We start from the raw sequence: 24,908 nt of genomic DNA, 5'->3' as shown, positions 1-24,908 counted from the left end.
CCAGACGTCGGAGGTGCCGACTGGCTGGGAGATGAGATTAGCACACGATATTCGATAGATCAGAAAAAAGATTCTATAGAACATATTGACGGGAGTCGTCGGCTCTGTCAGGGTTATGGCCTGGATCACGTGACTCAGCTCACGTGACGTAACAAGCGTCAGGAGGAACCCGGTGGTCGAAGTGCGCAACCGGCGATGGACAGGGTTGGCCGAACACCACCGCGAACAGCTGCGACTGTTGCTGGTCGACGCGCTCGCGCTCGCCGCGGCGGGCACCGCGTCACGTGACGCCCAGCGTGTACTCGCTGGACTACGGGCGGTGGGTGGGGGCGAAGTCGCGGTGCCGTGGACCGACCTGCGCCTGTCCGCGCCGACAGCGGTAGTGGCCACCTCCACGCTCATTCACGCCTGGGATTTCGACGACACCCACGACGAGGCGGTGGTGCACACCGCGAGCGTGGTGGTGCCCACCGTGCTCGCGGCCGCCGCTACCGCGGGCGCCGACGGCGCGCGAGTCGCGGACGGCCTGGTCACCGGCGTACATCTGCTCTCGCGCTTGGCCAGGATGACCGGGCCGAGGCCGGGCGTCATTCGTACCGCGGGTCTCGGCTCGCTGGCGGCCGCGGCCAGCGCGGCCACGGTGTGGGGATTGCCCGACAACCAAGTGGAGCACGCGATGGCGCTGTCGCTCGGCGCGGCATTGGCGCCGGGAACCCGTCAGGCGGTGGTGGACGGTTCGGTGGCCAAACGCATCCAGCCGGGGCTTGCGGCACAATTCGGCATCACCGCCGCCGCGATGGCCGCCCAAGGAGTCGAAGGGCCGAAGGGGTGGTTGTCGGGTGAGTTCGGGCTCACGCCGGGCTCCGGTGCGCGCTGGGACGACTTGTTCTCCGGTGAATTCGAGGGCAGCTGGGTGGCTTTGAAACCCTATCCGGCCTGCCGTTACACCCACGCGGCGCTGGCCGCCGCGGAAGATCTGCGCGATCGGCACCCGCATTGGGCCGACATCGAACAGGTGCGGGTCCACGTGCCGAAAGGGTCTGCGTACGAACTGGTTTCGCGGCCCTACGAAGACCGAGGCGCCCCACTGGTCGACGCGCAATTCTCCATCCCGTGGCAGCTGGCCGCGCTGTGGGTCACCGGGCGCTACGACCTGTCCACCCTGCACGGCGGCGACCTCGACAACCCCGACATCGCCGCTGCCGCCGCCCGCGTCACCGTCGAGCAAGATCTTCCGGCGAGCGCGGTGATGACCGGTGCCCGGGTCGAAGTGCGGACGACCAGCGGCTCCCACACCACCGAGGCGCCGATGCCCGGCGCCGAGGGGACGAGCTGGGAAACGCTCACCCGCAAGGTCGAATCCTGTCTCCGAGTCGCCGCACACGACGATCCCGCCCGCGCGACCGTCGAGCTCAGGCAACTGGCCGAGCACCTGCCCGAATTGGACGCACCCGGCCTGGTGGCCGCGCTGCGCCGCTGCGCCCCCACAACTTCCGACCGCAACGAGAGACGATAGGAACCCGTTAGATGGATTTCAGCCTCACTGCCGAACAGACAGCCCTCGTGGAGTCGGTGACAAAACTCGCCGAACGGGAGTTCGGCGAGCGTGCTTTCACCCGTACCGAATTCGCGTGGGACAGCCTGGGAGTCCTGGCTCGCAACGACCTCACCGGGCTCACATTGCCGGTCGAGCTCGGCGGGCAGGGTGCGTCGCTGCTGGACGCGGTGCTCGTCATGATGGCGATCACCAAAGTGTGCCCGCACAGCGCGGACGCGTTGCAGGCGAGCAACTTCGGCGCCATCCGACAGGTCGCGAACTTCGGCTCCGATTTCGTGAAGTCCGAGGTGCTGCCACGGTTCCTCGCCGGAGAGGCCCTGGTGACGGCAGGGATGAGCGAGCCCGAAGCCGGTAGCGCGTTGACCGACCTGCGGACCAGCGCACGATTCGAGGGCGACTACGTGGTGCTCAACGGCCAGAAATGTTGGAACTCGCACGGTCCGGATGCCACGCACTCGGTGGTGTGGTGCCGATTCGGTCCGAGTTCCCGCGATATCGGTGCCGTGCTCGTTCCCTTCGACTCGCCGGGATTCAGCCGTGGTAAGCGGGAATATCACATGTCGGGGGAGTCGCACTGCCAGCTGTTCTTCGACGAGTGCAAGGTGCCAAAGGATTACGTTCTCGCCGACAGCGACGCACTGAAGAAGATGCTTTCCGTCTTCGGTGTGGAGCGGATGGGCAATGCCTCGCGTGCCCTCGCGCTCGCGCAGAAGGCCTACGACATGGCGGTCGAACATGCGTCGGTGCGCACCCAGTTCGGCAAGAACCTGTGCGAATTCCAGGGTCTGCAATGGAAATTCGCCGAGATGCGCGTCGAGTTGGACGCCGCCGAGATGCTGCTGCTGCGTGCGGTGGCCAAGGCCGACGCCGGTACCCCCGACTCGACCGAGGCGGCGATCGCGAAGCTGCACGCCAACCGTACGGCGTTCGCGGTCGCCAACGACGCCATGCAGGTCTTCGGTGCGAGCGGCTACTCCCAGGAGTTTCCGCTGGAGTACATCGTCCGGCGAACGCGCGGTTGGATGATCGCGGGCGGCTCGGTCGAGATATTGAAGAACACCATCGCGCAGTCGATCTTCGGGCGTCGCTTCGACCAGCGCGCAGGGGCGGTGACCCGATGAGCAGCACGCAACAGCAGTCGGTCTTTTCGCTCGACGGTGCCACCGACACCCTCGTGGCCTGGGTCGTCGATTCGATCACCGCCGAACTACCGGCCCCGGTCGAACACCACATCCGACGCCTGCTGGTCGACTACCTGGCCGCCGTGGTGCCAGGGTCGACCACGGAGGTGGCTCGCGCCGTCGCAAGCCACGTCGCCGCGACTTACGGTGCGACCCGGTCGAACTCGGCCACCGGAGTCGGTCTCGGCCAGGTCTCCGCTCCCGGTGCCGCACTGCTCAACGGAACCAGCTGCCACAGCCTCGAGGTGGACGACGGCTACACGCCGGGTTCCGTGCACCCGAGCAGCGTCAGCTTTCCCGCGGTGCTGGCGGCCGCGGAAGCATTGGGCAGCGACACGATTCGCACGACGCGCGCGCTCGCCGTGGCGCTGGAGGCAACCTCACGACTAGCCGCGGCGGGGCACCCGACGACGTGGCGCAACCACTTCCACAACACACCGCTAGCCGGCGTCATCGGGGCCACCTGCGGGGTCGCCGTGCTGCACGGATTGGACGCCGACCAGCTGCACCACGCCCTGGGTATCGCCGCGTCGCACGCCGGTGGACTGTTCGCCTTCCTCGGAAAGTCGGCCGAGGTGAAGCGGGTGCATCCCGGTAAAGCGGCACGGGACGCAATCACCAGCGTCGAACTGGCAGTGGCCGGGGTGACCGGCCCTCGCGCCATCCTGGAAACACCGCACGGCTATGTGGACGCGTTCGCCGCAGGAGGTTTCGACGCGGGTGTCCTGCTCGACGGCCTCGGCCGGGAGTGGGTGGTCTTGAATTCCTACGTCAAGCCCTACCCGTCGTGCCGCCACCTGCACGGTCCACTCGACGCCGTGCTCGCGTTGCGGGCCGAACACGGAATCGGCCTCGATGACGTCGCCGACGCGACCGTGCGGACCTACACGGTCGCGTCGCATCACGCGGCGAAGGTCGTGGATTCCCTGCTGGACGCCCAGATGAGCATCCCGTTCGCGCTCGCCACCGCACTGGCCAACGACGAGGTCGGCCTCACCGAGTTCGGCCAGGAAGCGCGCCACGACAAAGAGATTCGCGATTTCGCCACCCGGGTCGAGGTGGTCGCCGATGCGAAGGCGGATTCGGAGTACCCGCGCCTGCGCCCTGCCACGGTCGAGCTGCGCTTGCGCGACGGCCGCAGCGTCGCACAGCGCGTGGAACTTCCCTACGGCGAACCAGGCAACCCCGTGTCCGACGCGGAGATGACGGCCAAATTCGTTCGGCTCGCCACACCGGTACTCGGCGCCGAGTTCGCCGAGCAGGTGGTCACCGAACTGTGGGCGTTCGAGTCACTCGACGTTATCGCCAGGATCGACACGCAGGTGAGGAACAAGCAGCGATGACACAGCTGACCGACGAGAACGTCCGAGCTCGGGTACCGGATCGAGCAGATCTCGGCCGAGCACTGTTGGCCCCCCGCTCGGTGGCGATCATCGGCGCGTCCGATGACATTCGCAAAACCACCGCACGGCCACTGCGATTCCTGCGCGCACAGGGCTTTTCGGGTGCGGTGTACCCGATCAACCCGCGCAGGGAGACGGTGCTGGGGGAGCGCGCGTGGCCGGATATCGCATCCCTGCCCGAGGTGCCCGACCACGTGTTCATCGTGGCCGACACCCGACTGGTGATTCCCGCGGTCCGCGAATGCGGCCGGGTGGGTGTCCCTTTGGTCACTGTGCTGTCCGGCGGCTTCGAGGAGTCCGCCGACGGGAGTGAGCGGCTGCGCGAACTGCTGGCGGTGGCCGCCGAATACGGCGTGCGGATCATCGGACCCAACAGCATCGGCGTGGTCAACCCGCGCAACGGGCTGATGCTCACGGCCAACGCGGCCTTCGCCGAGGCGGACATCCCGACCGGATCGTCGTTCGTGGCCTCGCAATCCGGCAGCGTGATCGGCGCGCTGATGACGCGGGCCAAGGCGCGCGGATTGGGCTTCTCCGGTTTCGTCTCCACCGGTTCCGAGGTCGATCTGACCCTCGGTGAGGTGTGCGCCGCGACCCTCGACGACCCCGAGGTCGGTTCGTACACGCTGTTCATGGAGTCGATGGAAAACGCTGCGGCACTGAGTGATTTCGCCGTCGAGGCGGCCGAGCGCGGCAAACCGGTGACCGTGTACAAGCTCGGTCGCAGCGATGCCGCCGCGGCGCTCGCCGTCTCGCACACGGGTGCGCTCTCCGGGGAGGACGACGAGGCCGAAGCCTTCTTCCGCGCCTGCGGCTTCGCCAGGGTCGACAACTTCGAGGCGCTGATCGAGACCGAGGCGCTGCAACGCCGTGTCGGACCACCCACCGCGGCGGGTGGTCGGCGGGTCGCCGTCATCACCTCCACCGGCGGCGGTGCGGCGATCCTCGTCGATCAACTGGAAACGTTGGGTGTCGCGGTGACCCGGCCCAGCCGCAGCGTCTTCGAGCAGCTCGCGCAGCTGGGACTCGATGTGGCCGAAAGCCTGATCGTCGACCTCACCCTCGCGGGCACGCGCCACGACCTTGTCGACGGCGCGCTCCGAGTCTTGCGTGACAGCGGCGAGTTCGACCTGGTGCTGTTCGTCATCGGGTCCTCGGCCCGACTCAATCCCGAACTGGCCGTGAGCGCGATCGCCGAACATGCCGACGGCCCGGTTCCGGTGGGCGCGTGGGCGCTTCCGGACGCGCCGGAGTCGGTCCGCCGCCTGCACGAGGCGGGTGTTCCCGCGTTCCGCACGGCCGAGGCGTGCGCGCAGGCCGTGGCCGCGACGCTGGGACGTCGGCCGGTGGACCCGGCGGTATTGGGTGCTCGCCGCACCGAGTTCGCGGGCACCGGCCGCACGCTCGACGAGGCGTCCTCCGCCGAGCTGCTCGCCGACCTCGGTGTCCGGTTCCCGGTCACGACGACGTGCGGGGTGGACGGGGTGCCCGAGGCCCAGCCGCGATTCCCCGTGGTGGTCAAGGCACTCTCGGACCGATTGCCGCACAAGTCCGATGCCGGAGCCGTGGTCCTCGGGGTCGCGGATCTCGCAGGGCTGCGGGAGGCGATTTCCACGATCGTGGCGAATGTCGAGAACTACGACGCGACGGTGACGCTGGACCGCTTCCTCATTCAGGAGATGGTCGAGGACACGGTCTTCGAAGCGCTCGTCGGCTACCGGGTGAGCCCGACCGTCGGGCCACTCGTCCTGCTCGCCGCGGGTGGGGTGTATACCGAGATCTACGAGGACTCCGCGCTGCGACTGGCACCGGTCGCCGAAGACCAGGCTCGGGAAATGGTCGCGCAGGTCAAGGCGACCGCGATCGCGCGTGGATTCCGTGGCAGGCCCGAGGGTGACCTGGAGGCTCTGGTCGAGGCCATCGTGCTCGTCTCACAATTGGCGCTGCACCGACCCGATGTGGTCGAGGCCGAGGTCAATCCCGTCGCGGTGCAACCGCGTGGTCAGGGTGTGGTCGCCCTCGACGCGCTCGTCCGTCTGTCACAGCCGAGGTGAAACCCATGTCCCCTTCTCTGCCTCGCCGCCGGCGAGTTTCCCCAAGATCCCACCCTCGCAGGAGCCAGTGATTCCCCATGGACGTGCGTATCGACGACCTCTCACTCACCTTCGGTGATTTCACCGCCGTCAAACACCTCGACCTCCACATCGAAGACGGCGAGTCGCTCGTGCTACTCGGGCAGTCCGGGTGCGGTAAGACCAGCACCATGCGCTGCGTGGCCGGACTGGAAGACCCCAGCGGCGGCACGATCTCGATCGGCGGCAAGACAGTCTTCGGCTCGAAGATCAATCTAGCGCCGAACAAGCGCAACGTCGGCCTGGTTTTCCAGTCCTACGCCGTGTGGCCGCACATGACCGTGCTGGACAATGTCGCGTTCCCGCTGCGGATGAAGAAGCGGCCGAAGTCCGAGATCAGGAACAAAGCGCTGGAGACGCTGGAGTTGGTCGGCTTGGCGCACCTCGCCGAACGCGGGGCGAGCATGCTTTCCGGCGGACAGATGCAGCGGGTGGCGCTGGCCCGCAGCCTGGCGATGGAACCCGCGGTGATGCTGCTCGACGAACCGCTGTCCAACCTGGACGCCCGGTTGCGCGAGGACCTGCGCGTCGAATTGCGCCGCCTGCAACTGGAATTGGGCCTCACCTGCATCTACGTCACGCACGATCAGGGCGAGGCGCTCGCGCTCGCGGACCGCATCGCGATCATGCAGAACGGCAGGATCTCCCAGCTGGCCGACCCGTGGGCCACCTACCGCACCCCCGCGTCGGCGGCCATCGCGGCGTTCCTCGGCGTGTCCAACATCTTCGGCGTGCGGCCGCCCGCCGAACGCTGCGACCGGCTGCGGCTGCGCGAACACGAACTGGAGGTCGACTTCGGCACCGAACTTCCCGTCGACACCACCGACCTCAGCGTGTGCATCCGGCCCGAACACGTGCGCCTGCGTGCCGCCGACGCGGAGCCGTCGACCGCGCAGCGGCCGAACACCTGGCTCGGCCGGGTCGAGATCAGCGTCTTCCAGGGGTCGTTCGCCCGATGTTCGGTGCGGCTGGACGCCGGGCCGGTGATCGAGGTGCAGAGCCACGAGGAGGCGGCGGGACTGCTGCGCAAGGACGACCGCGTCGTGGTCGAGGTCGACCCGAAGCATGTTCGGGTACTGCCCGGCGAGGTGCGCACGCCCGGAGAGGAATCCTGACATGGCGATCATGACCACGGGACCGGAGACGCAGCTGCCCGCCGCGGAGCGGTCCGCACCGAAGCGCTCCACGCTGCCGCTGCGCAAGCGCTGGCTCACCTCGGGTCCGCTCTTGGTGGTGCTGGCGGTGCTGATCCTGCTGCCCGCCGCACTGGTCCTGCTCGCCGCCTTCAGCACGAGCGTGCCGCGCCCCGGCAACATCAGCTTCGACCTCACCTGGGCGAACTTCCACATCTTCACCGTGCCCGAGGTGCAGGGCGCGTTCGTCAACTCGCTCGTGCTCGCCGTGTGCGCCACTGTGCTCGCCTGCCTGATCGGCGGCGGGCTCGCCTTCCTCGCGGCGCGTTCGGATATTCCGCTGCCGAAGTTCGTCTACCTGATCGGCCTGATGCCGCTGTTCCTGCCGTCCTATGTGGGTGCGCTGGCCTGGTCGATCCTCGGCAGTCCGGTCGCGGGCCTTGTCAATATCGCGCAGCGTGACATCGGCTGGTCGATCCCGTTCGACATCTATTCGCTGCCCGGCATGATCTTCGTGTTCGCCATGTACTACTCGCCATACACGTTCCTGCTCGTGCACGGCGCGATGTCGCTGATGAGCCCGGATCTGGAGGAGGCGGCTCGCGTCCACGGAGCGACGCCTCGGCGCATACTGAGCCGCGTCTCCTTCCCGCTCGCGCTGCCCGCCCTGATCGGTTCGGCGATCCTCACCTTCACACTGGTCTTCGAGAACTTCCCCGTCGCCCAGGTGCTCGGCACGCCGGGCGGGGTGGATACATTGCCCACCTTCATCTTCCGGTTGCTCAACGCCACCCCCTCGCGGGGCAACGAGAGCGCCGCCATCGCGGTGGTGCTGGTCGCGATCGTCGTGCTGGTGACCTGGTTGCAGAACCGCGCGCTGCGCAAGCGTTCCTTCACCACCGTCACCGGTAAGGGCGTGCGGCAGAAGAAGTTCGCGCTAGGCAAGGCGCGCATCCCGGTGTTCCTGCTGACGCTGGCCTTCTTCGGCCTCTCGATCGTGTTGCCGATCCTGGCGCTGCTGGTCGCCGCGGGCCAGACCTCGCCGTACCTGACCTCGATGAGCCAGCTGACGAAGTCCGGCGGACTGGATTTCAGTTCCTTCGGCGAGGTACTCGGCTCGTCCGGGTTCCGCGCCGCCGCCTTCAACAGCGCGGTGGTCGGCGTCGTCGCCGCCGTCGCGGGTACGGTACTCGCGTTTCTCTGCGCGTACGTGGTCTATCGGTCGAAGGCGTCCGGGCGCACGCTGGTGGAGACCGTGTCGATGATGCCGCTGGCCATCCCCGCCGTCGTGCTCGGCATGGGGTTGCTGTGGACCTGGTTGGTGCTACCGGTTCCGCTGTACGGGACGCTCGCCGTGCTGGTCGTCGCCTTCCTGGCAGTTCAAGCGCCGCAAGGGTTTCGGGGCGTGGCATCGTCCATCATGGCCACCGATCGCGACCTGGAGGACAGCGCCGTGATGCTCGGCGCGAACCGCACCACCGCCGTCACCAGGATCACGGTGCCGCTCATGCGGGTCGGCCTGCTGTCCACGTTCCTGCTGCTGCTGATGCTCGCCATGCGCGAACTCACCGTCCCACTGTTCCTCTACACCAGCCAGACCGAGATCCTCTCCATCGCCATCTACGACGCGTTCGAGAACGGCGGCGCACTGCGGCAGGCCGCGGCGATGAGCGTCATCTACACCGCGTTCATGTTCATCCTGTCCTACATTCCGCGCCGCCTGGCCCGACAGTGACGCGAACGGCCCGAGAAATCGCTTCGAGAAGGAGCAACAATCATGAAGCTCAGCCGATGGGGCGCCGCAGTCGTCGCCCTGCTGCTCAGCGTCTCGCTCGCCGCGTGCGGCGGCGGCGCGGGCAGGCCCGATGATGTCGCCGTCGCCGCGTCCATGCTGCCTATGCCCGCGATCGACGACACCGACGGGCTCGTCATCCACGGCGAGAAGGTCGCCGACGCCGAGCTGCTCGCGGCGGCGCGCGCCGGATCGCTCAACTGGTACACGGCCTCCGGCGCGGAGAGCGCCGGACTCACCGCCGCCAGGTTCCAGGCCGAGACCGGCGTCAAGGTGGACATGACGCGACTGCCCTCGGGCAAGCTCAACGAGCGGGTGCTCAGCGAGCACGGCGCGGGCCGCCTTTCCGCGGGGGTGGTGACGATCACCGACCCCATCCTCGCCGAAGGCTTCACGGCCGCAGGCGTTTTCGCGCCCTACCGCACGCCCACCTACGACACGCTGGACAAGATGAAGAGTGTGGTCTGGAACGACGGCCGCTACTACACCGCCTACTACTCGGCCTACGCCTTCGCCTACAACGACCTCGCGGTCGAGCCCGACGAGGCTCCGGGGAGCTGGGAGGACCTGCTCGACTCGAAGTGGAAGGGCAAGGTGGGCGTCGTCAACGCGGGCGCCGGTGGCACCGTGCAGGGCCTCGCCGACTTCCAGGAGCGCGTGCTGGACAAGGACTACTGGGACGGCCTCTCCGCGCAGAAGCCGAGGATCTTCGACACCACCTCGGTGCAGTTGGAGGCGTTGGCGCGCGGCGAAATCGAGGTCGCCACCACCGGCTTCAACAGCACCTACGGCGCCGAGAAGGCGGGTGCCCCAATCGAACTGGTGGTTCCGAAAAAAGGCATCTCCGGCACGTTCAACATGCAGGGTCTCACCGAGAACGGTGCGAAAAACCCGGCCGCGCGGCTGTTCATGAACTGGACCATGTCGCGCTCCGGTCAAGAGTTCGCGGCGGCACAGGGTTTCGTGAGCTCGCGCACTGACATCGACCAGGTGCCGACCGGGCAGTACCAGTTGCCCAAGGCAGACGACACGGGTTTCGTGGTCTACACCCCGGAGGACGCCAAGGCGCGGGGTGAGGACATCGTGGCGAGGTGGAACCGGAAGTTCGCCTTCTGACGGGTGATCGCCGCGACGGAAGGGGCCTACCGATGAGGGGTAGGCCCCTTCCGGCGTTCGTCTCGGTTCAGGAAATCGGTACAGCGTCTGCGTAGTTCGTGAGCAGTGCGGAGGTCCCAGTGAACCCTGTTCATGCAGTTGGATCGCATTTCGGTTGCCCGTGCCGACTCGTGAGGCCGGTGGTAACCGTGACTGTTCGGTAGGTGAGGGCTGTACATGGCCGATCCGCAGGCGAGGCAGTGGCGCATAAGAACAGCAGACCTGGCGGGCCCGCCTGGTTGGCACATCAGTATTGCGCTTCCAACTCTGACGTGACTACGCTGGTCCCGTTGTCTTGATCAGGGGGTAGCGTGTCAGGTGAGAACAGCACGCCCGGACTGGATTTCGCGATGGTTCCAGGCGAGGTGACTGATGCTGGCATCTACATCGAGCAAGTCGCGGAGTCTTTGATCAACGGACTCAGTTCGCTTGACCGCGACGTTGCGAGCGTCCTGGACAATTGGAGCGGTGCGGCGGCGGACGCATTCGGAAATGGTTGGGCCGGAACGAAAAAGGGTGCCGCCGACGTATTGAATGCCCTCAACAGCATGGGCGGACTCTTGGGTATCGCGAGCAAAACCGTTTCTGGCCAGGACATCTCGAATTCTGTCAACCTGAGCTCGCTCGATCTACCGTAGCTGAACATGTGATGGCCGACGACTCCCGCGACTTCACGTTCGACATCGATGAGTTGGACCAGCTCGTCACCCGCGCCAATGGATTCATCGGGTTCCTCACCGAAAGTCTCGACGGAATCAACCACCGAATCGCCACCATCCAACAAAACTGGCAGGGAGCCGCTGCCACCGCTCAGGCAGATGCCTACCGGGAATGGGCGACCGGGGCTGCTGCGGTGGTTGAAGGAATCACTGAAATGTACAATGCCGCCGTTGCTGCTCGCGACGCCTACAGTGCGGCAGAGGAAATCAATTTCAGAATGAGCGGTGGCTGAACTCAGTGGGTTCAATCTCCCCGCAGTCCTATGAGAGCGCGGCCAAGGAATGCTACGACCTGTCGGATAAATTTCAAACCGTCTACAACGCGATGCAACGCGTCCTTCTGGAAACCAGCGCGATGGCAGGCGGTTACCAGGCGGTCAAAACGTGGTCGAAAGCGTACGACGACCGCGCCGCAGCGGTGACGCTGGTGGCGACCAGCTTCGCGTCGGCCCTGCAACACTTCGGGGACATACTGACCGCATCTGGTCACAACTGGAAATGCGGGGAGTACAAAGCCAACCGCGACCCCCACAAGGGCGCCCCACCATCGTTGCCCAACGGTTTCCCCTCGGAACTTCCCTACGGCCCGGGCACAGTGACCGGTGTCGCGTCATCGGGAACTTACAGTCGCGGACTCGAGACGGACTGGACCGAACTGCAAAACAAGGTGACCGCGCTCGTCTCTGCTGGTGAAGTCCCTGACGGGGACACCGAGAAGCTCGCGGCCGCTGCGGCCGCATGGAAGACCTTCGCTCAGTCAGACCCGGTATACGGCGGCAAGGGACGCCTGTTAGTGGTCGCCTCCGGGCTCGAGCGTGGCTACGGAACCAACGCCCCGAAAGACATCCCGAATCTTGTAGGCCACCTTCGTACGCTCGCTACCAGCGTCGGCGAGATCGAAGCCGCTGCCCGCGACATCGCGGCCGCCGCCGACGCCCACAAGGTCGCTTTGACCACGATGCGCTCGGATATGAACACCCGGTTCGCCACGGTGGTGGTCATCACCGCCATTGAGATCGGGCATTCGATGGTGCGCGTGAAAGAGCCACCAACGAAGCAGAAGACACCGGGTAAGCCACAGACACCCAGCGAACACCAAGCCGACACCGACTTCCTGAACCAGGCTGCCGAAGCATTGGCCGGTCCCGCCAACACATTCCTCACCGCGCTCAACGGCTTCACCTTCGCCACAGCTGTCCTGACGACGGGCGGACTACCGACCATCGCCGGACTGCCGATACTGACGACATCAATCGACGACAGCGGTCAATCTGGCGACCGAAGTAGCGCAGCCACCGGGCCGACCACCAAAGAAGAAGTCAAGAAGATCGTCGACGCTGAGACACGTCCCGGTGAGAATAAGCCTCATCGGGAAGTGAACACCGACGAGGAGATGCGGAAACTCTACGATAAACTGGCCCAGGAAGGTGAGTCAATGGATCTTGGCACATATCCAGGACGTGGCGTCCGATTGCAAGATGGAACGGAGATCAGAATAAGAGATACGAGCGATTCCGGTGGCGTGACCATGGATATCAAGTACCCCTCTGGTGGCGGAAAGCCAGTAAAGGTGCATCTTCCAAAATCATGAATACTAAACTTGAGAATTTCCTGCTCTACGCGATAGCTGACGACTGGGCGGCTATCGCTGAATTTGATGCGAGTGTCCGAAAGATCTCACCCGACGAGTATTCGCGTCGGGAGGTTTTGAGAATCATACGAGAACTCGCTTCCCGTAGTTATATTTCACTGGGGGCTTTTCCTGGTGGTGGCCGATCATGGGAGCCGTGGGACGTCTCTCTCGATGAGGAAATTCGGCGTATTGCGTTGGGATACAACAATGCCCACGGCTACCTCGATATTTCAGACGATGAGATCGGATCCAACGAGGTCTTCAGGGCTGCGATTACGCAGGAAGGCCGCAAGCGTTTGCAGGACTTAGGCGATCCCTACGAGAAGTACGGAGATCCGTGGGCCGACGACCCCTTCCTGCGGGCTGACAACTAGCCTCGACGAAATATCGAGGCTGGTTGCGGAACGCAGAGCCGACATCGCCGCCTGCTGAAAGCAGCAGGTGTGCTATGGAAATTCGAGAGCGGCAGAGCTACGGCATGGCGTGGGGCTGCTCGACGCCCGGATGGTGAATGGGGCCGCACAGCTCAGCCTGTCGGGACTATTGAATCATCGGGGAGATGAGGTACAGCAGGTTATCGACTACTTTGTGCGCGTCGGCGATGTGGCGGCTGGATCGTAAGGGCTTCTTTATATCAGGGACGACGAGGATTCAACGGGGCGTGACAACGAGTTTCAAGTAATGGTGATGAGGCGGGGAAGGGTTACGACCACATCCGATACAAAGCTGTCTCCCTGTCTCCCTGTGTCCCGGTAATCGAGGATCCATAGAGTACGTCTCATGGGCCCTCCGGGGCCGTGGTGTCCTCTGGTGAGGTCGTCGAAGCGTTCCACTTTTTCGATGCCTCCGGACACGATGAGCGCAACATCAGCGGCGACTACGGTGTGGGCGGTGGTATAGGTGAGGTTCGTCGCGCGGTGCTTGATCGCGATCACGTGATGTCGAAGTGCTGGTGCGGCAGGGTGTCAAAGAGGGAACGGACCGGCGAGTGGGCGGTAAGGCCGTGGCGTGCAAGCACATGCGCGCCGTGTGAGTGCATGGCCAGGCTACGGGCGCCCCGGCCTTTCGATGTTGGACTTGGTCAGTCGAGGCTTTTCAGAGCTGCCGCCCACGGCACCGGCTCGCCTCCGTTGACCCGGATGAAGCGCACGCCCCAGTCGGTGAGGTTCGACATCGCGGCAGCGACTGGCGGGAATTGGAATTGAGCCGCTCGTCCGCGGGGAACCGCCACCACGGGTAGCCCGGCTCCCGTCGTTTCGACCAGCAGTGCCAGTGGCAACGTGTCGCCGATCCCCGCCGCCCATTTCGCCATCGAGCTTGTTGTCAATGGCGCGGCGATGACCGCGTCGGGCGGCGGAAGCAGGTCTTTGGTGCCGGGGACCTTGAACTCCGAACGAACGGGATACCCGGTCTGTGCCGCGAGTGCTTCGGCGTCGATGAATCGAGCGCCGTTGGGGGAGGCCAGAATACACACGTCCCAACCGTCTGCCTGCGCAAGGGTCACCAGTTCCCCGACTTCCGTGGCCCCACCGGCTCCTGTCACGATCGCGTACAGAACTCTTGTGCGCGCACCCATGTCCTCATCATGGCAGGCGATGGGTGATGCGTCCTCGCCTACAGCGCCACACTTGACCGTGGCGTCAGCGGTGGAATGTAGTCGCGAGGCAGTCGCGACGCTTCGTGTGGCTCGCTGAGGAGTGATTGCGACGCTCTGATCTGCGCCGATGCTGTGCCTTCGGCGGGCGCTGCGAGTATCGGAACTCAGGTGGTGACTGTTGGTCTCGACACGACGTAGGCCGGTGTGGTTTCTGGGCTACTCGCTGGCCTCGCTCACGCTGTGACGCCGAGACGCCCTGCGAGCGCGCGGGATTCGCGTTCGTTGAGCCGTCCGCCGTGGGGGACGAGTTCGGCGGCGAGTGAACGTGCGAGTGGGTGGCAGCGCATCGATTCCTCGCTGACTGCGGTTCCGGTGCGTAGCGCGCCGAGGGTGCCGAGCCAATCGTGTTGTTGGGCGTAGGCGCGGCTCAGCTCCAGCCACAGTCGTGCTCGGCGGTCCACCGAGGGGATTGCGTTAGGATCGACCGCGCTCGCGGCGTCCAAAGCGCCCCCGGACTTGCGGAGGTCGACTTGGACGGACACGGCGCTTATCTCGGTGTTGGCTACCCCGAACAGCGTCCACGGGTGGGCTGACCCGGCGGGTAGCGCGCGGGCCATCCCGATCGCCTGGTCGATTCCGCGCAGCGCATCACCTTCTCTACCCATCCGGGCCGCACTGATCGCGCTGTGTAACTGGCACGCACCCCACAGCGCCTGTGCGTCGGCGTCGCCGTCCAGTTGCGGTTCGAGCAACTCGACGGCGTCGGAGGCGAGCCGGTATGCGTCCTCCTCGCGGCCGGTGGAGCGCCAGACGTTGCCAAGCACCCAGGCCGCCGAGGCGAGTGTTACCGGGTCGTCGGCGATTTCGGCGGCCGACATGCACCTGTCGGCGGCCAGCCACAGCAGCGGCGCGTCGGCGACCCAGGCCAAGACCTGTTCGGACAGTGCATACGCGCCCGACAGGGCAGCGGCCGCGGTACGGCGTTCGGGCCCGTCGAGAGTGCGCAGTGCGCGGCGGCCGTCGCGGATGAGTTCGGGCAACATCGCTCCGGCGTCGGCGCGGGGTGTCGCCGAGGTGTGCCACAGTCGCCAGGCTCGGTCCACTCGTGCGGCGAGTTCGGTGGGGTTGATCGGTGACGGCACCGCCGCGAGGTCTACGCCTTCGATGGCCTCGCGGATGGCGGGCACGACGGGGTGTCCGGCTCGGCGGGAAATGCCCACCAGAAGCTCGTGGTCGCCGGTGATTTCGGTGAGGTCGCGCACGCCGAGGGCCTGACCGATTCTGAGCAGCATTTCCAGGCCGGGCGGGTGCTGGAGGCGGCCCTTCTCGACGTCGCGTAGCCAATCCTCGGATCGTCCGACGAGACCGGCGACGACCGCACGGGTCCGGCCGGTGCGTGTGCGGATGTTCTGGATGCGCTCGCCGATTGCGCGGGCGGCGAGTTCGTCAGGGGTCGGCATAGCGGCCTGCCTTCTTCGCGGGTTGGTCCACTTCGCGGATACTCCCGACCCGTCGGCCGTGGTGTGTCCCTCCGCGAAGAGGTAATTCCAGGATAGGGCGGCCGGTGCGGTCTCACCAGCGACTCGGGTAGGGGGAATCTCCCTGTTGAACAGGGTGGTTCGAGGCCACCGGCGCGTTCCCGTGCAGCCGTCCAAGCTTCCTTCCAGCCCCGTCGCCGGGTGGAGCGCTGTCCTCGGCGATGGGTGCTTACCAGGTGAGCAGGGGATGACAAGGGGAGATGCGATGTGGCCGACGGCTTTCGGATGGATCGATTTCGAGGTGAGTACCGCACCGGATTGGGATGCGGCGCAGGTGGAGCGGTTGGCGAGGCGGCTCGGTTATCGGTTGGTGTGGCCGCAGGAGTGTTCGGTGTTGTCGGTGGCCGATCAGGTGCGCGGTGTGGGTGCGGATGTCGTGATTCTGCCGAGTCCGTACCATCTCGGTCCGCTGGAGCTGAACCGGTTGATGGGGGCCGTGGATGTGGAGACCGTGCTACCTCGGTTGAGCTTCGCGCAGTGGGCGGTGTACGGGCTCGGTCGGTGATCGTGCTCGGGTGGGTGGTGGTGTTCGGTCTGCCGCTTGCCGTGATCGTGTGGGCGGCCTGGTGGCCTCGGCGCTGACCGAGCTGTCGACGCTCGGTGCCTGTTCTGCGTACGCGAGCCAGCGCCGCCTGGACTCGGGCGGTTTCGTCCTGACCTCGGCGACAGCATGGTCGCAATCCGGGTCATCACCCATCGAGGAGGTCCGCGAATTCCGCGCGAATGTGCGGCTTGTTGGATACTTCGCGGACGGCGTACAGGGTGCTGCGGGGACCGAAGTAGCTCTGAATCGTCTCTTTCGTCGGGTCCGCACCGCGAGCGCGCAGCAGCCGGATCGTCGCGACCGGGTCTCCGGCAGCGGCGTTGGTCGCCCAGTAGATCGGGGGATGGCCTTTCTCGGTGATCGCGTCGACGTCGGCCCCGGCGTCCAACAAGACGGCCACGATCTCCGGAATGGCGGCTTGTGCGGCGAAGTGCAGCGGGGTCCACCCGTAGTTGTCGGTACCGTGGACGTCGTTGTCGTTGATGAGTCGTTCGACGGCGGGGAGGTCACCGTCGGCTGCTGCGTAATGCAGTGCGGTGCGCCCGAATTCATCTCGTTGTGTCACTACTTCACCAGGTTTCGGTATGTGTTCGGAGGCTGTGCTGGACGGATTGCGAACGACGTCCATCGGTACTGCCCGATGGTGACGACCGTCCCAACCTCGGCGAGCCTTGGTCCTCGGCGTCAGCCTCGACGTGCAGGGGTGTGGTGGTCGAGATATCGACGCACCTGTCGGTGACTGGTGAGGGTGATGAGCCGGGCGTGTTGACCATGTTGCTCGGTGAGGGCGAGTACTCGTGGGCGCATGGTTTTTCGGTAGCCCGCGACATAGCGGAGGAAGCTCCACGTTATTCGGTCGTAGACGCCGTCGCGGTGCTGGCCACCCCGGTAGCGCCATCGGCGTCGCGCGATGCCGAACAGGCAGGTGAGTGCTCCGATGTCAAGGAAGATCACGGTGTCGGCACCGGTGAGCCGGATAGGCAGGGTGGAGACGTAGTTGCCCTCGATGATCCAGCGCTCACCAGAGACGAGTTCTCGTTGAACGTGCTCGAAGTAACTGGGGGCGATGGGGTTCCAGTCCGCGTCGTAGTAGATCGAGTCGAGGTGTGTCACCGGAAGGTGGAGTAGGTCGGCGAGCTGGTGCGCCAGATAGGTCTTTCCGCTTCCCCCAGAACCGACGATCATGATGCGCTGGTCCACGACGACCGACGGTACCTCCTTGAACTCCGGAAACCGCGCGTTCGGAAATAGTGCCGCGGTGGGTGAGGCCAGATTCGGCCACGCGGCCTGACCGGTGTCTGGAGGGCTCCGTGTTGAGCTCATCACGATCGCTCGTCGTCGAAATGGTTTCAGCGTGGGCCGCGTTCGATGCCGCGTTCTCTGCCGGGGGGTTTCGTGTCCGCTGCGGGTTTGTGGTGGTTGTCGTGACGGTGGGTCGATACCTGGGATCGGTCGGTTGATGGCGAGGAGGTCTGCCATGTCGCGGGCGGACATTTGGTGGTATTCCCCGCGCGCTGCGGCTTCCCGTGCTTGTCGTGCGGTGTCTCTCAATCTGTCGACGGCTTCTCGCTGTCGCTGCCGGGCAGCGTGGGCTGCGGCTTCTCGCTCTGCTCGGATCCGCGCTTCGGCTGCTTCGTGTCCAGCTCGGTCCCGAGCTGTTTGCTGCTCTTGTTCGCGGTGCTTCTTTTCTCGGGCGGCCCAGGCGGCTTGGAATTCCTTCGCTACTTGTTCGGCGGCGGCCCGTTCGACCCGTGCTCGTTCTGCTCGTTGGTGAGCTTCGCGTTGCGTCCGTTCGTGTGCTCGCTGTTGTTCGCGCAGCTTCTCGGCGGATATCAGCTCGAGTTGACCACCGCGTGTGAGTGCCGCCCCGAGTTCACCGGCTTGTTGGGCGCGTTGCGGGGACACTTGGGTGTGCTGGAAGCGTCCGGGGAAATCGCGCGTCATCTTGGCCAGTTCGTCGCGTACTTCACGCGACATGGGTTCTCCGCGCACGGTGACCCATTCCCCGGTTCGATATCTGCCTGATTCCAGGAGTGCGCGGTCGGCGAGTAGCTGTTCACGGGTGTCGCGGCTGTCGGCTCGACCGGATTTGTATTCGGTGAAGGCCCGGTTGCGTGGGTCGAGAAGACGGGCACTGTCGAGTACCCGGCCTCTGTTGTCTATCCGTTCGGGATGTTCACGGACCCAACCGTTTTCGGGTGTTTCACCACGTTGGTATGCCATCCCGGTATGGAAGTTGGTGCCTTTGGTATTGGCGTCACGCCCGCGTTGCCTATCGATCTGTCGTTGCCGTCGTGCTGCTTCCCGTTCGCGCCGCAGTGCGCGTTGTTCGTCCTCGTCGGTCGGCATGACCTTGCGTGTCTCACGCTTGGTCTTCGCGCCAGTCGTCGTGTTGTTGGGTGGCGTCGTGCAGCAGGGCGCCGACGGTGGCCCAGCCGTCGCGAAGGGCCTGGTCGGCCAGTTCCCACAGTGTGTCGGTTCGGTCAGTGAACGGGTAGCGCAGCGCGGGGTTGATAGCGGTGTAGAAGCTCCGGCCAGGGGGCACCGGCTGGTCGTTGTAGAGCGTTGCCCCGGTATTGGTGGTGAACGCTTCGGCGATGAAGCAGACGAATTCGTCGGCTAGCGAAGCGTTTTCCGGGTTCAGGGCGGCGGTCATGTCCGGGAACAGGGTCTTGATCGCGTCGTTGATCTGCCGGGTTCTCGGTGACAAGCCGAGGTAGGGCAGCGACCACATCAGGTTCTCGGTGAACAGGTCATCCGACGAGATCCGATGCAGAAATCGCCCTGATTGCGTTGCTCGCCGGGTCGGGTTGTTCCATGCCTGCCAAAGGGCGACCGGGTCATCGAGGTCTATGCCGAGATCGATGGGCAACTGGTCGTCGTTCACGTGTTCGCCCCTTGGTCGGAAATGGTGGTCATCGGACGGTATACCGGGCGTGTGAGGGTCGTGCGACGACGGCGGGCCGCGAGTTCAGCGGGTGGGGACAGCCGTGGCGATGGTGTAGCCCTTGTGCTGTGATAACTCTAGTTATTATAGATTCAACGATCACTCCGCCTCGGCGGGCCCTCTGCCGTTCGGCCGTCGACCACCGCACGTAGTTCCTCGATTCGTCCGAATGCTGCGCGGTGGCCTACTCACACCAACTCGCCGTCCAAGGGGCGAGCGCAGACTCCTCACATCCGCCCTGCCGCAGCCGATGGGCAGGCGCTAGGCTGAGCGTAGGGGAGTTTCAATCACCCGGTATCACTAGGGTTTTCGGAGGGGTCATGACTCGACGTCGGCGCATCGGCGCAGCCATTGGATTCATCGTCGCATTGCTTTCCGTCGGGTTTGTGGGGTCGGGTTGCGGCGCCGAGCCCTCGGTGCCACCGATCGGCGACATCACGACCATGGACCCCTGCGGATTCATCGCACCGACCGCTTTCGCCGATCTGGACGGCGTCGATGCCGCGATCTCGATCGAACCGACCAACTTCGCCACGTGCACCCTCAGCCTGCCGCTCGCGGACGATGTCAGCGGACGCGTAGCTGTCTGGATGACCTTCGGTGCCCACACCACCGACCTCGCCGCATCGGATGCGGTGTCGGCCGATCGAGGACAGATACACGTCACCGAGGGCACATCCGAGAACGGCACCCGGTGCGATGCGACGATCCGGCTGGCCGACGGCCAAGGAATTCTGTTGCACGCGAAGACCGAGCGATACGACAAACGGCCCACCGATGTGGACCCGTGCATCGCGCGAGATCGTGCGATCGATTCCATCGTCGCGACCATGGAAGACGGAACGTACACAGCGATCGACTATCCGAGCGACTCGCTACACGGATACGACCTCTGCGGCTCGATTTCCATGCGGGAGGTCGAGGCCACGGTGAATCTGACCGGCCTCGTCGACACATCGATCCCTGCCGAACAGGACTGTCAATGGCGCGCCGACGACGGTTCGGACACCCCTCCTGGGGCGATGGTGTCGGTCATGATCAGTGACCCGAAAATCTTCTTCGGTGAACGCTCCACCATCAACGGCTTCCCCGCACGCACATGGGATATCAGCGAAACCAGCGGGCCCGGCCGATGCGTCGTCACCACAACGACCAAGCGCTGGTCCCCATGGCCAGGCCGAAGCCAGTCGGACGTCACCAGCCTGGGCGAACTGCTGTACGCCCAGGTCATCCTCCCGAATCAAGCCGAACTCGGACAGGCGTGCCGAGCCGCAACCTCGATCACAACCCAGGTTCTGTCTCATCGGCCGACGAAGTAGGTCGTGTTCGACAAACGGCTGCTGTGGAGTATGGAGCCCCAGCAGTTCGGCCGCGAACGCGGTGATCCGTCAGCTCTCGATCGAGGGTGGTCGCACCACGCACCGGGCGCGGATGTCACCAGTGTGAGTGTCATGGGCGAGCGGTCGACCAGTTCGAGGAGCGAACGCCGCCCGTCGTCGGTGTCGAACAGCGACATGCGGAATACGACCATCCGGCACCACCGCCGCACAGGCCGCATCTAGGAGGAATGGTGCTCGCAGGAGTGGTCGACGGACGCAACAGCTCCCGACTCCGTGAACAAGGTCCGCGCGGTGTGGAGACAGGGCCCGCGCGGGAAGGGCTGCGGCGTTCCGTGCGGCCTTACGCTGGGGTTCGAGCTGTCCAGGTCAACGGTCGGTTAGGCCTACTCGATCAGGTGAGCAGGACCAGCGACATTTTGCGTGCCACGCACGCGGGACGTTCGCTCCCTTCCAACTCGACGGTGAAGTCGATCGGTACCAGCAGCGCGTCGGTGCGTGGCAACACCTCGGCGATGGTGCAGCGTAGGCGCACCCTGCTGTCGACGGGGACGGGGGCGGGGAAGCGCACTTTGTCCAGCCCGTAGTTGAGTCGCGCTGTGCCCAAACGGAATTCGTAGAGGTCTTCGGCGAGGGAGGAGATGAGGGACAGGGTGAGGTAGCCGTGGGCGATGGTCCGACCGTAGGGGCCGTCGGCGGCGCGCTCGGCGTCGACGTGGATCCATTGGTGATCGCCGGTTGCCCGCGCGAACTGGTCGATGCGGGCCTGGTCGACGGTGACCCATGGGCCCGGTCCGAGCTCGACGCCGACGAGCGCGTCGAGTTCGGCTCTGTCGTGGACGACCGTGGCGCTCATGCCGCGACCCGTTCGACGATCGCCGCGAGCCCCTGTCCGCCACCGATGCACAAAGTGGCGAGGCCGTAACGGCTTTCGGTGCGGGTGAGCTGTCGTGCGAGGGTGCCGACGAGTCGGGCTCCGGTGGCGCCGACGGGGTGGCCGAGGGAAATGCCCGAGCCGTGTACGTTGACCCGTTCCCGGTCGCTTTCGCCGAACTTCCACTCGCGCATGACCGCGAGGGCCTGGGCGGCGAAGGCTTCGTTGAGTTCGATCAGGTCGATGTCGGCCATGGTGAGCCCGGCGCGTTCCAGCGCGATCGCGGTGGCGGGGACGGGTCCGATTCCCATGGTGCGCGGCGGAACTCCGGCCACGGCCCATGACACCAGCCGCACCAGTGGACGCAACCCCAACTCGGCCGCCCGCTCCGGCGTCGTGACCACGCACAGCGCGGCGGCGTCGTTCTGGCCGCTGGAATTGCCTGCGGTGACCGTCGCGTCATCGAGGGTCTTACCCATGATCGGGCGCAGGGCGGCAAGGGTTTCCAGCGTTGTGTCGGCGCGCGGGTGCTCGTCGGTGTCGACGACCGTGTCGCCGCGGCGCGCGGGGACCGTCACGGGGACGATCTCCTCGGCGAACGCCCCGGACAACTGGGCGGCCACGGCACGGCGGTGCGATTCGACGGCCAGCGCGTCCTGTTCCGCACGGGTGATCCCGTATTCGGCGCGCAGGTTCTCGGCGGTCTCGATCATCCCGCCGGGGACGGGGTAGTCGGGTCCGCCCGCGGTGGTGCGGGCGCGGGCCAGCGCGTCGTGCATGGTCATGCCTGTGCGGGCCGCGCCCCAGCGGGCGTCGGTGGTGTAGAACGGCACATTGCTCATGCTTTCGGTGCCCCCCGCGACCACGACCCGTGCGGCGCCGGTCTGCACCATCATGGCCGCGTTGAGTACCGCTTGCAGGCCGGAGCCGCACCGGCGGTCGATCTGCTGGCCGGGCACCTCCACGGGCAGGCCCGCGGTGAGGCCGACGACGCGGCCGATGGCGGGCGCCTCGCTGTTGGGGTTGCAGTTGCCGAGGATCACGTCGTCGACGGCGTCGGGCGGCAGCCCGCGCGCGAGGAGTTCGCGCAGCACGGTGACGCCGAGGTCGACCGCGGTGACGGGTTTGAGGGCGCCACCGTATCGCCCGATGGGGGTGCGTAGCGGTTCGCAGAGGACAGCGTCGGTCATGACTCTCCTGGATCGTTGTTCATTCGCGCCGTTCGGCTTTCGGCGTCGGGTCGAGCTCGAGGCGTGCGTGGACGCGTGGTTCGGGGCCGGGGGAGACGACCTCGAACGTCCCCTGCCTGGACACCAGCTGCGCGGGTTCACCGCAGAACAGGGGGGCCAGGCCACGGTGGCGCAAGGTGCGTGGCGGCGCGACGCCGTCGCGGCGGGCCGCTTCGGCCAACGCCACCGCCATCAGCGGGCCGTGCACGACGAGCCCCGGATAGCCCTCGGCGCGAGTGGCATACGGCCAGTCGAGGTGAATCCGGTGCGAGTTCGCGGTGAGCGCGCTGAATCGGGCCAGTCGCACGGGGTCGGTGCGCAGGTTCCTTCTCGTCTCGTCCGCCGCAGTCTCGGCGGAACCGATCAGGTTGTCCGCCAATGGTTCCGACGCGGGTTCCACCGTCGACGATTCGGTCCGCGCGCTCGTGTAGACGATGTTCTGCACTTCTTCCAGCAGCAGTTCCCCGGTGCGGTCGTGCACCTCGACGGTCACATCGACGAGGATCAGCGGTCCGGTGCGGCCCTCGCGTTCCCTCGGCTCTGCGGCACGGGATGTCACAGTGACGTTGTCGCCCAGGGGAATCGGTGCGTGGAAGGTGACGCTGCCGCCGCCGAACATGCGTCGCGGCAGTGCGACCTTCGGCATGATGCCGGTACCGAGGCGCGGATGCCCGTCCGGGCCGAGTGTTTCGGGTGCCGCCCATCGGGCCAGTGCGATCCAGTGCCAGAGGGGCGGAAGCGGCGCTCCGGCACGGAGATCCAGGTCGGTGGCGCCGAGCAGGTCGGCCAGCCCGGCGACGGCGATCGGGTCGACCACGCGGTCGACGCTGCTCTGCCTCGGCGCGCTCACATGAACCGCCCGCCGGTCACTTCCGCCACGGTGCCGGTCATGTACGACGACAGCGACGACGCGTAGAACAGGGCCGCCCCGGCAACCTCCTGTGGTTCACCCGGCCGCTGCATCGGGATTTCCGCCATCTTCTGGTCCCACGCCTTCTGCGGCATCGCCTCGGTCATCGCGGACCGGATCAGTCCCGGCTGGATCGCATTCACCCGCACGCCGTGGTGCGCCATCTCCTTCGCGGCCGCCTTGGTGAGCCCCACGATTCCGGCCTTGGCGGCCGAGTAGTTGGTCTGGCCGACCATGCCGACCTTCCCGGACAGCGAGGAGATATTGACGATCGCGCCCGACTTCTGCTCCCGCATGCGCGCCGCCGCGAGGCGGGTGCCGTTCCACGTGCCCTTCAAATGCACCTGGATGACGAGGTCGAAATCGTCCTCGGTCATGGTGCGCATGGTCGCGTCCCTGGTGATGCCCGCGTTGTTGACGAACACGTCCAGCGACCCGAATTCGGCTACGGCCGTGTCGATGAGATTCCGCACCTGGGCGGCGTCGACCACGTCGCAGCGCACGGCGCGAGCCCGGTCGCCGAGCTTGTTCGCGGTCGCCTGTGCGGCGGCCTCGTCCAGGTCGCCGAGCACGACGTTGGCGCCGTGCTCGAGATAGAGCTCGGCGATCGACAAGCCGATACCCTGTGCGCCACCGGTGATCACGGCGGTTTTGTCGGCCAGTAGTGCGGTCATGAGCGATCTTCCTGTCGTTGCGATGAGTGGGTTGTGCGCGGGGCACGACTCGAACATTCGTCTCGTGCGGTGGTCGACCGCTCGTGCGTGCGGCGTCCGACTGCGCGCAGCCGTCGGGGTGCGTGCCCCGGAAGCGGTAAGGGGGAGTTCGGTGACCGGACGATCGCCGACGAGTTCCAGCATGGCCAGGTCGGCGGGCACGTCGAGGCCGGGGACGGTGGACGGCCGCGAGTAGTCGCGTTCGGGTGAGGCGAGGGCGAGCGATTCCCAGTCGACCAGCCGGATGCCGTCGGCGGTGTGCACCTGGTTGTCGCCGTGCGGTTCGCCGTGGGTCGGCACCCACGAGTCCCGGTGGGTGCGGGCCTCGGCGGCAAGTACCCAGTAGCGGTCGGTCCAGTGTCGGATCGGATCGTTGTGGGTCGAGCATGTCCCGGCGGGCAGCCGCGGTGTCGTGCTCCCCGTGGACCGGCGAGCGCGGCACCGCTGCGCTCCGTCTCGAAGTTCGCCGCGTTGCCGCTACCGCACCGATCGCCGCCTGGTCGTGTTGTCGGT

23 protein-coding genes and 1 pseudogene are annotated in these 24,908 nt (G+C 66.0%); 15 read left to right on the top strand and 9 right to left on the bottom strand.

Annotated elements, in window-relative coordinates; genetic code table 11:
* Window positions 1-172 precede the first annotated feature (172 nt).
* From ABEA50_RS17115 to ABEA50_RS30980, 12 genes and pseudogenes are all read left to right on the top strand, one after another.
* Window positions 173-1,516 carry an MmgE/PrpD family protein gene (locus ABEA50_RS17115; RefSeq protein WP_345496395.1) on the top strand — a complete coding sequence of 448 codons (1,344 nt, stop codon included), beginning with the start codon at window positions 173-175 and terminating at the stop codon, window positions 1,514-1,516.
* A gap of 11 nt (window positions 1,517-1,527) precedes the next feature.
* Window positions 1,528-2,679, top strand: coding sequence for an acyl-CoA dehydrogenase family protein (locus tag ABEA50_RS17110; protein ID WP_345496394.1), 1,152 nt, complete (start codon window positions 1,528-1,530; stop codon window positions 2,677-2,679).
* Entirely contained in the window at window positions 2,676-4,082 is a 1,407-nt protein-coding gene (locus ABEA50_RS17105) for an MmgE/PrpD family protein (RefSeq protein ID WP_345496392.1), read from the top strand. Before ABEA50_RS17110 ends, ABEA50_RS17105 begins: the two co-directional genes overlap by 4 nt.
* Window positions 4,079-6,196, top strand: coding sequence for an acetate--CoA ligase family protein (locus ABEA50_RS17100; protein ID WP_345496391.1), 2,118 nt, complete (start codon window positions 4,079-4,081; stop codon window positions 6,194-6,196). Before ABEA50_RS17105 ends, ABEA50_RS17100 begins: the two co-directional genes overlap by 4 nt.
* A gap of 77 nt (window positions 6,197-6,273) precedes the next feature.
* Entirely contained in the window at window positions 6,274-7,389 is a 1,116-nt protein-coding gene (locus ABEA50_RS17095; RefSeq protein WP_345496390.1) for an ABC transporter ATP-binding protein, read from the top strand.
* A gap of 1 nt (window position 7,390) precedes the next feature.
* The gene (locus ABEA50_RS17090) at window positions 7,391-9,142 is read left to right on the top strand and encodes an ABC transporter permease (RefSeq protein ID WP_345496389.1); all 1,752 of its coding nucleotides are present in this window, start codon (window positions 7,391-7,393) and stop codon (window positions 9,140-9,142) included.
* A gap of 42 nt (window positions 9,143-9,184) precedes the next feature.
* Window positions 9,185-10,315, top strand: coding sequence for an ABC transporter substrate-binding protein (locus ABEA50_RS17085; protein ID WP_345496388.1), 1,131 nt, complete (start codon window positions 9,185-9,187; stop codon window positions 10,313-10,315).
* Window positions 10,316-10,665: 350 nt separating this feature from the next.
* Entirely contained in the window at window positions 10,666-10,992 is a 327-nt protein-coding gene (locus ABEA50_RS17080; RefSeq protein ID WP_345496387.1) for a WXG100 family type VII secretion target, read from the top strand.
* 11 nt (window positions 10,993-11,003) lie between these two features.
* Complete coding sequence (locus ABEA50_RS17075; RefSeq protein WP_345496386.1) at window positions 11,004-11,306, top strand: WXG100 family type VII secretion target; 303 nt, start codon at window positions 11,004-11,006, stop codon at window positions 11,304-11,306.
* Window positions 11,307-11,311: 5 nt separating this feature from the next.
* Entirely contained in the window at window positions 11,312-12,664 is a 1,353-nt protein-coding gene (locus tag ABEA50_RS17070; protein WP_345496385.1) for a hypothetical protein, read from the top strand.
* A complete protein-coding gene (locus ABEA50_RS17065) occupies window positions 12,661-13,080 on the top strand; it encodes a hypothetical protein (protein ID WP_345496384.1) in 420 nt (139 codons plus the stop codon). The genes ABEA50_RS17070 and ABEA50_RS17065 overlap by 4 nt, the downstream gene beginning before the upstream one ends.
* A 67-nt stretch (window positions 13,081-13,147) precedes the next feature.
* Window positions 13,148-13,462: pseudogene (locus tag ABEA50_RS30980) on the top strand (Imm7 family immunity protein).
* Window positions 13,463-13,787: 325 nt separating this feature from the next.
* Here the strand turns inward: ABEA50_RS30980 and ABEA50_RS17060 are convergent.
* Together ABEA50_RS17060 and ABEA50_RS17055 are read right to left on the bottom strand one after the other, a co-directional pair.
* Window positions 13,788-14,282: a flavoprotein gene (locus ABEA50_RS17060; RefSeq protein WP_345496383.1), complete on the bottom strand. Its 495-nt coding sequence runs from the start codon at window positions 14,280-14,282 to the stop codon at window positions 13,788-13,790.
* Window positions 14,283-14,536: 254 nt separating this feature from the next.
* Complete coding sequence (locus ABEA50_RS17055; RefSeq protein WP_345496382.1) at window positions 14,537-15,763, bottom strand: helix-turn-helix transcriptional regulator; 1,227 nt, start codon at window positions 15,761-15,763, stop codon at window positions 14,537-14,539.
* A gap of 265 nt (window positions 15,764-16,028) precedes the next feature.
* Between ABEA50_RS17055 and ABEA50_RS17050 the strand changes: the two genes are divergently transcribed.
* Window positions 16,029-16,346: a hypothetical protein gene (locus tag ABEA50_RS17050; RefSeq protein ID WP_345496381.1), complete on the top strand. Its 318-nt coding sequence runs from the start codon at window positions 16,029-16,031 to the stop codon at window positions 16,344-16,346.
* 184 nt (window positions 16,347-16,530) lie between these two features.
* Here the strand turns inward: ABEA50_RS17050 and ABEA50_RS17045 are convergent, their stop codons facing one another.
* On the bottom strand, window positions 16,531-16,950 hold the full coding sequence (locus ABEA50_RS17045; protein WP_345496380.1) for an ankyrin repeat domain-containing protein: 420 nt from the start codon (window positions 16,948-16,950) through the stop codon (window positions 16,531-16,533).
* Between the two features lie 119 nt (window positions 16,951-17,069).
* Window positions 17,070-17,708, bottom strand: a complete 639-nt coding sequence (locus tag ABEA50_RS17040) for a P-loop NTPase family protein (protein WP_345496379.1) — start codon at window positions 17,706-17,708, stop codon at window positions 17,070-17,072.
* Window positions 17,709-18,062: 354 nt separating this feature from the next.
* On the opposite strand from ABEA50_RS17040, the gene ABEA50_RS17035 reads away from it, so the two are divergent.
* Window positions 18,063-18,410, top strand: a complete 348-nt coding sequence (locus ABEA50_RS17035; protein ID WP_345496377.1) for a hypothetical protein — start codon at window positions 18,063-18,065, stop codon at window positions 18,408-18,410.
* 337 nt (window positions 18,411-18,747) lie between these two features.
* On the opposite strand, the gene ABEA50_RS17030 is transcribed toward ABEA50_RS17035, so the two are convergent.
* Window positions 18,748-19,272, bottom strand: a complete 525-nt coding sequence (locus ABEA50_RS17030) for a hypothetical protein (protein ID WP_345496376.1) — start codon at window positions 19,270-19,272, stop codon at window positions 18,748-18,750.
* A 380-nt stretch (window positions 19,273-19,652) separates the two neighbouring features.
* Between ABEA50_RS17030 and ABEA50_RS17025 the strand changes: the two genes are divergently transcribed.
* Window positions 19,653-20,651, top strand: coding sequence for a DUF3558 domain-containing protein (locus tag ABEA50_RS17025; RefSeq protein ID WP_345496375.1), 999 nt, complete (start codon window positions 19,653-19,655; stop codon window positions 20,649-20,651).
* A 412-nt stretch (window positions 20,652-21,063) separates the two neighbouring features.
* Here the strand turns inward: ABEA50_RS17025 and ABEA50_RS17020 are convergent, their stop codons facing one another.
* From ABEA50_RS17020 to fabG, 4 genes are read right to left on the bottom strand one after another with little or no spacing between them, the layout of a single operon-like run.
* Window positions 21,064-21,525 (bottom strand): MaoC family dehydratase, encoded by a 462-nt coding sequence (locus tag ABEA50_RS17020; protein WP_345496374.1) that lies wholly within the window; start codon window positions 21,523-21,525, stop codon window positions 21,064-21,066.
* Entirely contained in the window at window positions 21,522-22,733 is a 1,212-nt protein-coding gene (locus ABEA50_RS17015) for an acetyl-CoA C-acetyltransferase (RefSeq protein WP_345496373.1), read from the bottom strand. Before ABEA50_RS17015 ends, ABEA50_RS17020 begins: the two co-directional genes overlap by 4 nt.
* A gap of 19 nt (window positions 22,734-22,752) precedes the next feature.
* Window positions 22,753-23,589, bottom strand: coding sequence for an FAS1-like dehydratase domain-containing protein (locus ABEA50_RS17010; RefSeq protein ID WP_345496372.1), 837 nt, complete (start codon window positions 23,587-23,589; stop codon window positions 22,753-22,755).
* A gap of 29 nt (window positions 23,590-23,618) precedes the next feature.
* The gene (gene fabG / locus ABEA50_RS17005; protein ID WP_345496615.1) at window positions 23,619-24,356 is read right to left on the bottom strand and encodes a 3-oxoacyl-ACP reductase FabG; all 738 of its coding nucleotides are present in this window, start codon (window positions 24,354-24,356) and stop codon (window positions 23,619-23,621) included.
* Window positions 24,357-24,908: the final 552 nt, after the last annotated feature.

It is taken from the genome of Nocardia callitridis, assembly GCF_039543305.1.
GTDB lineage: Bacteria > Actinomycetota > Actinomycetes > Mycobacteriales > Mycobacteriaceae > Nocardia > Nocardia callitridis.
The sequence above is the reverse complement of the archived record's forward strand: the minus strand, read 5'-3'. Positions and strand labels throughout refer to the sequence as shown.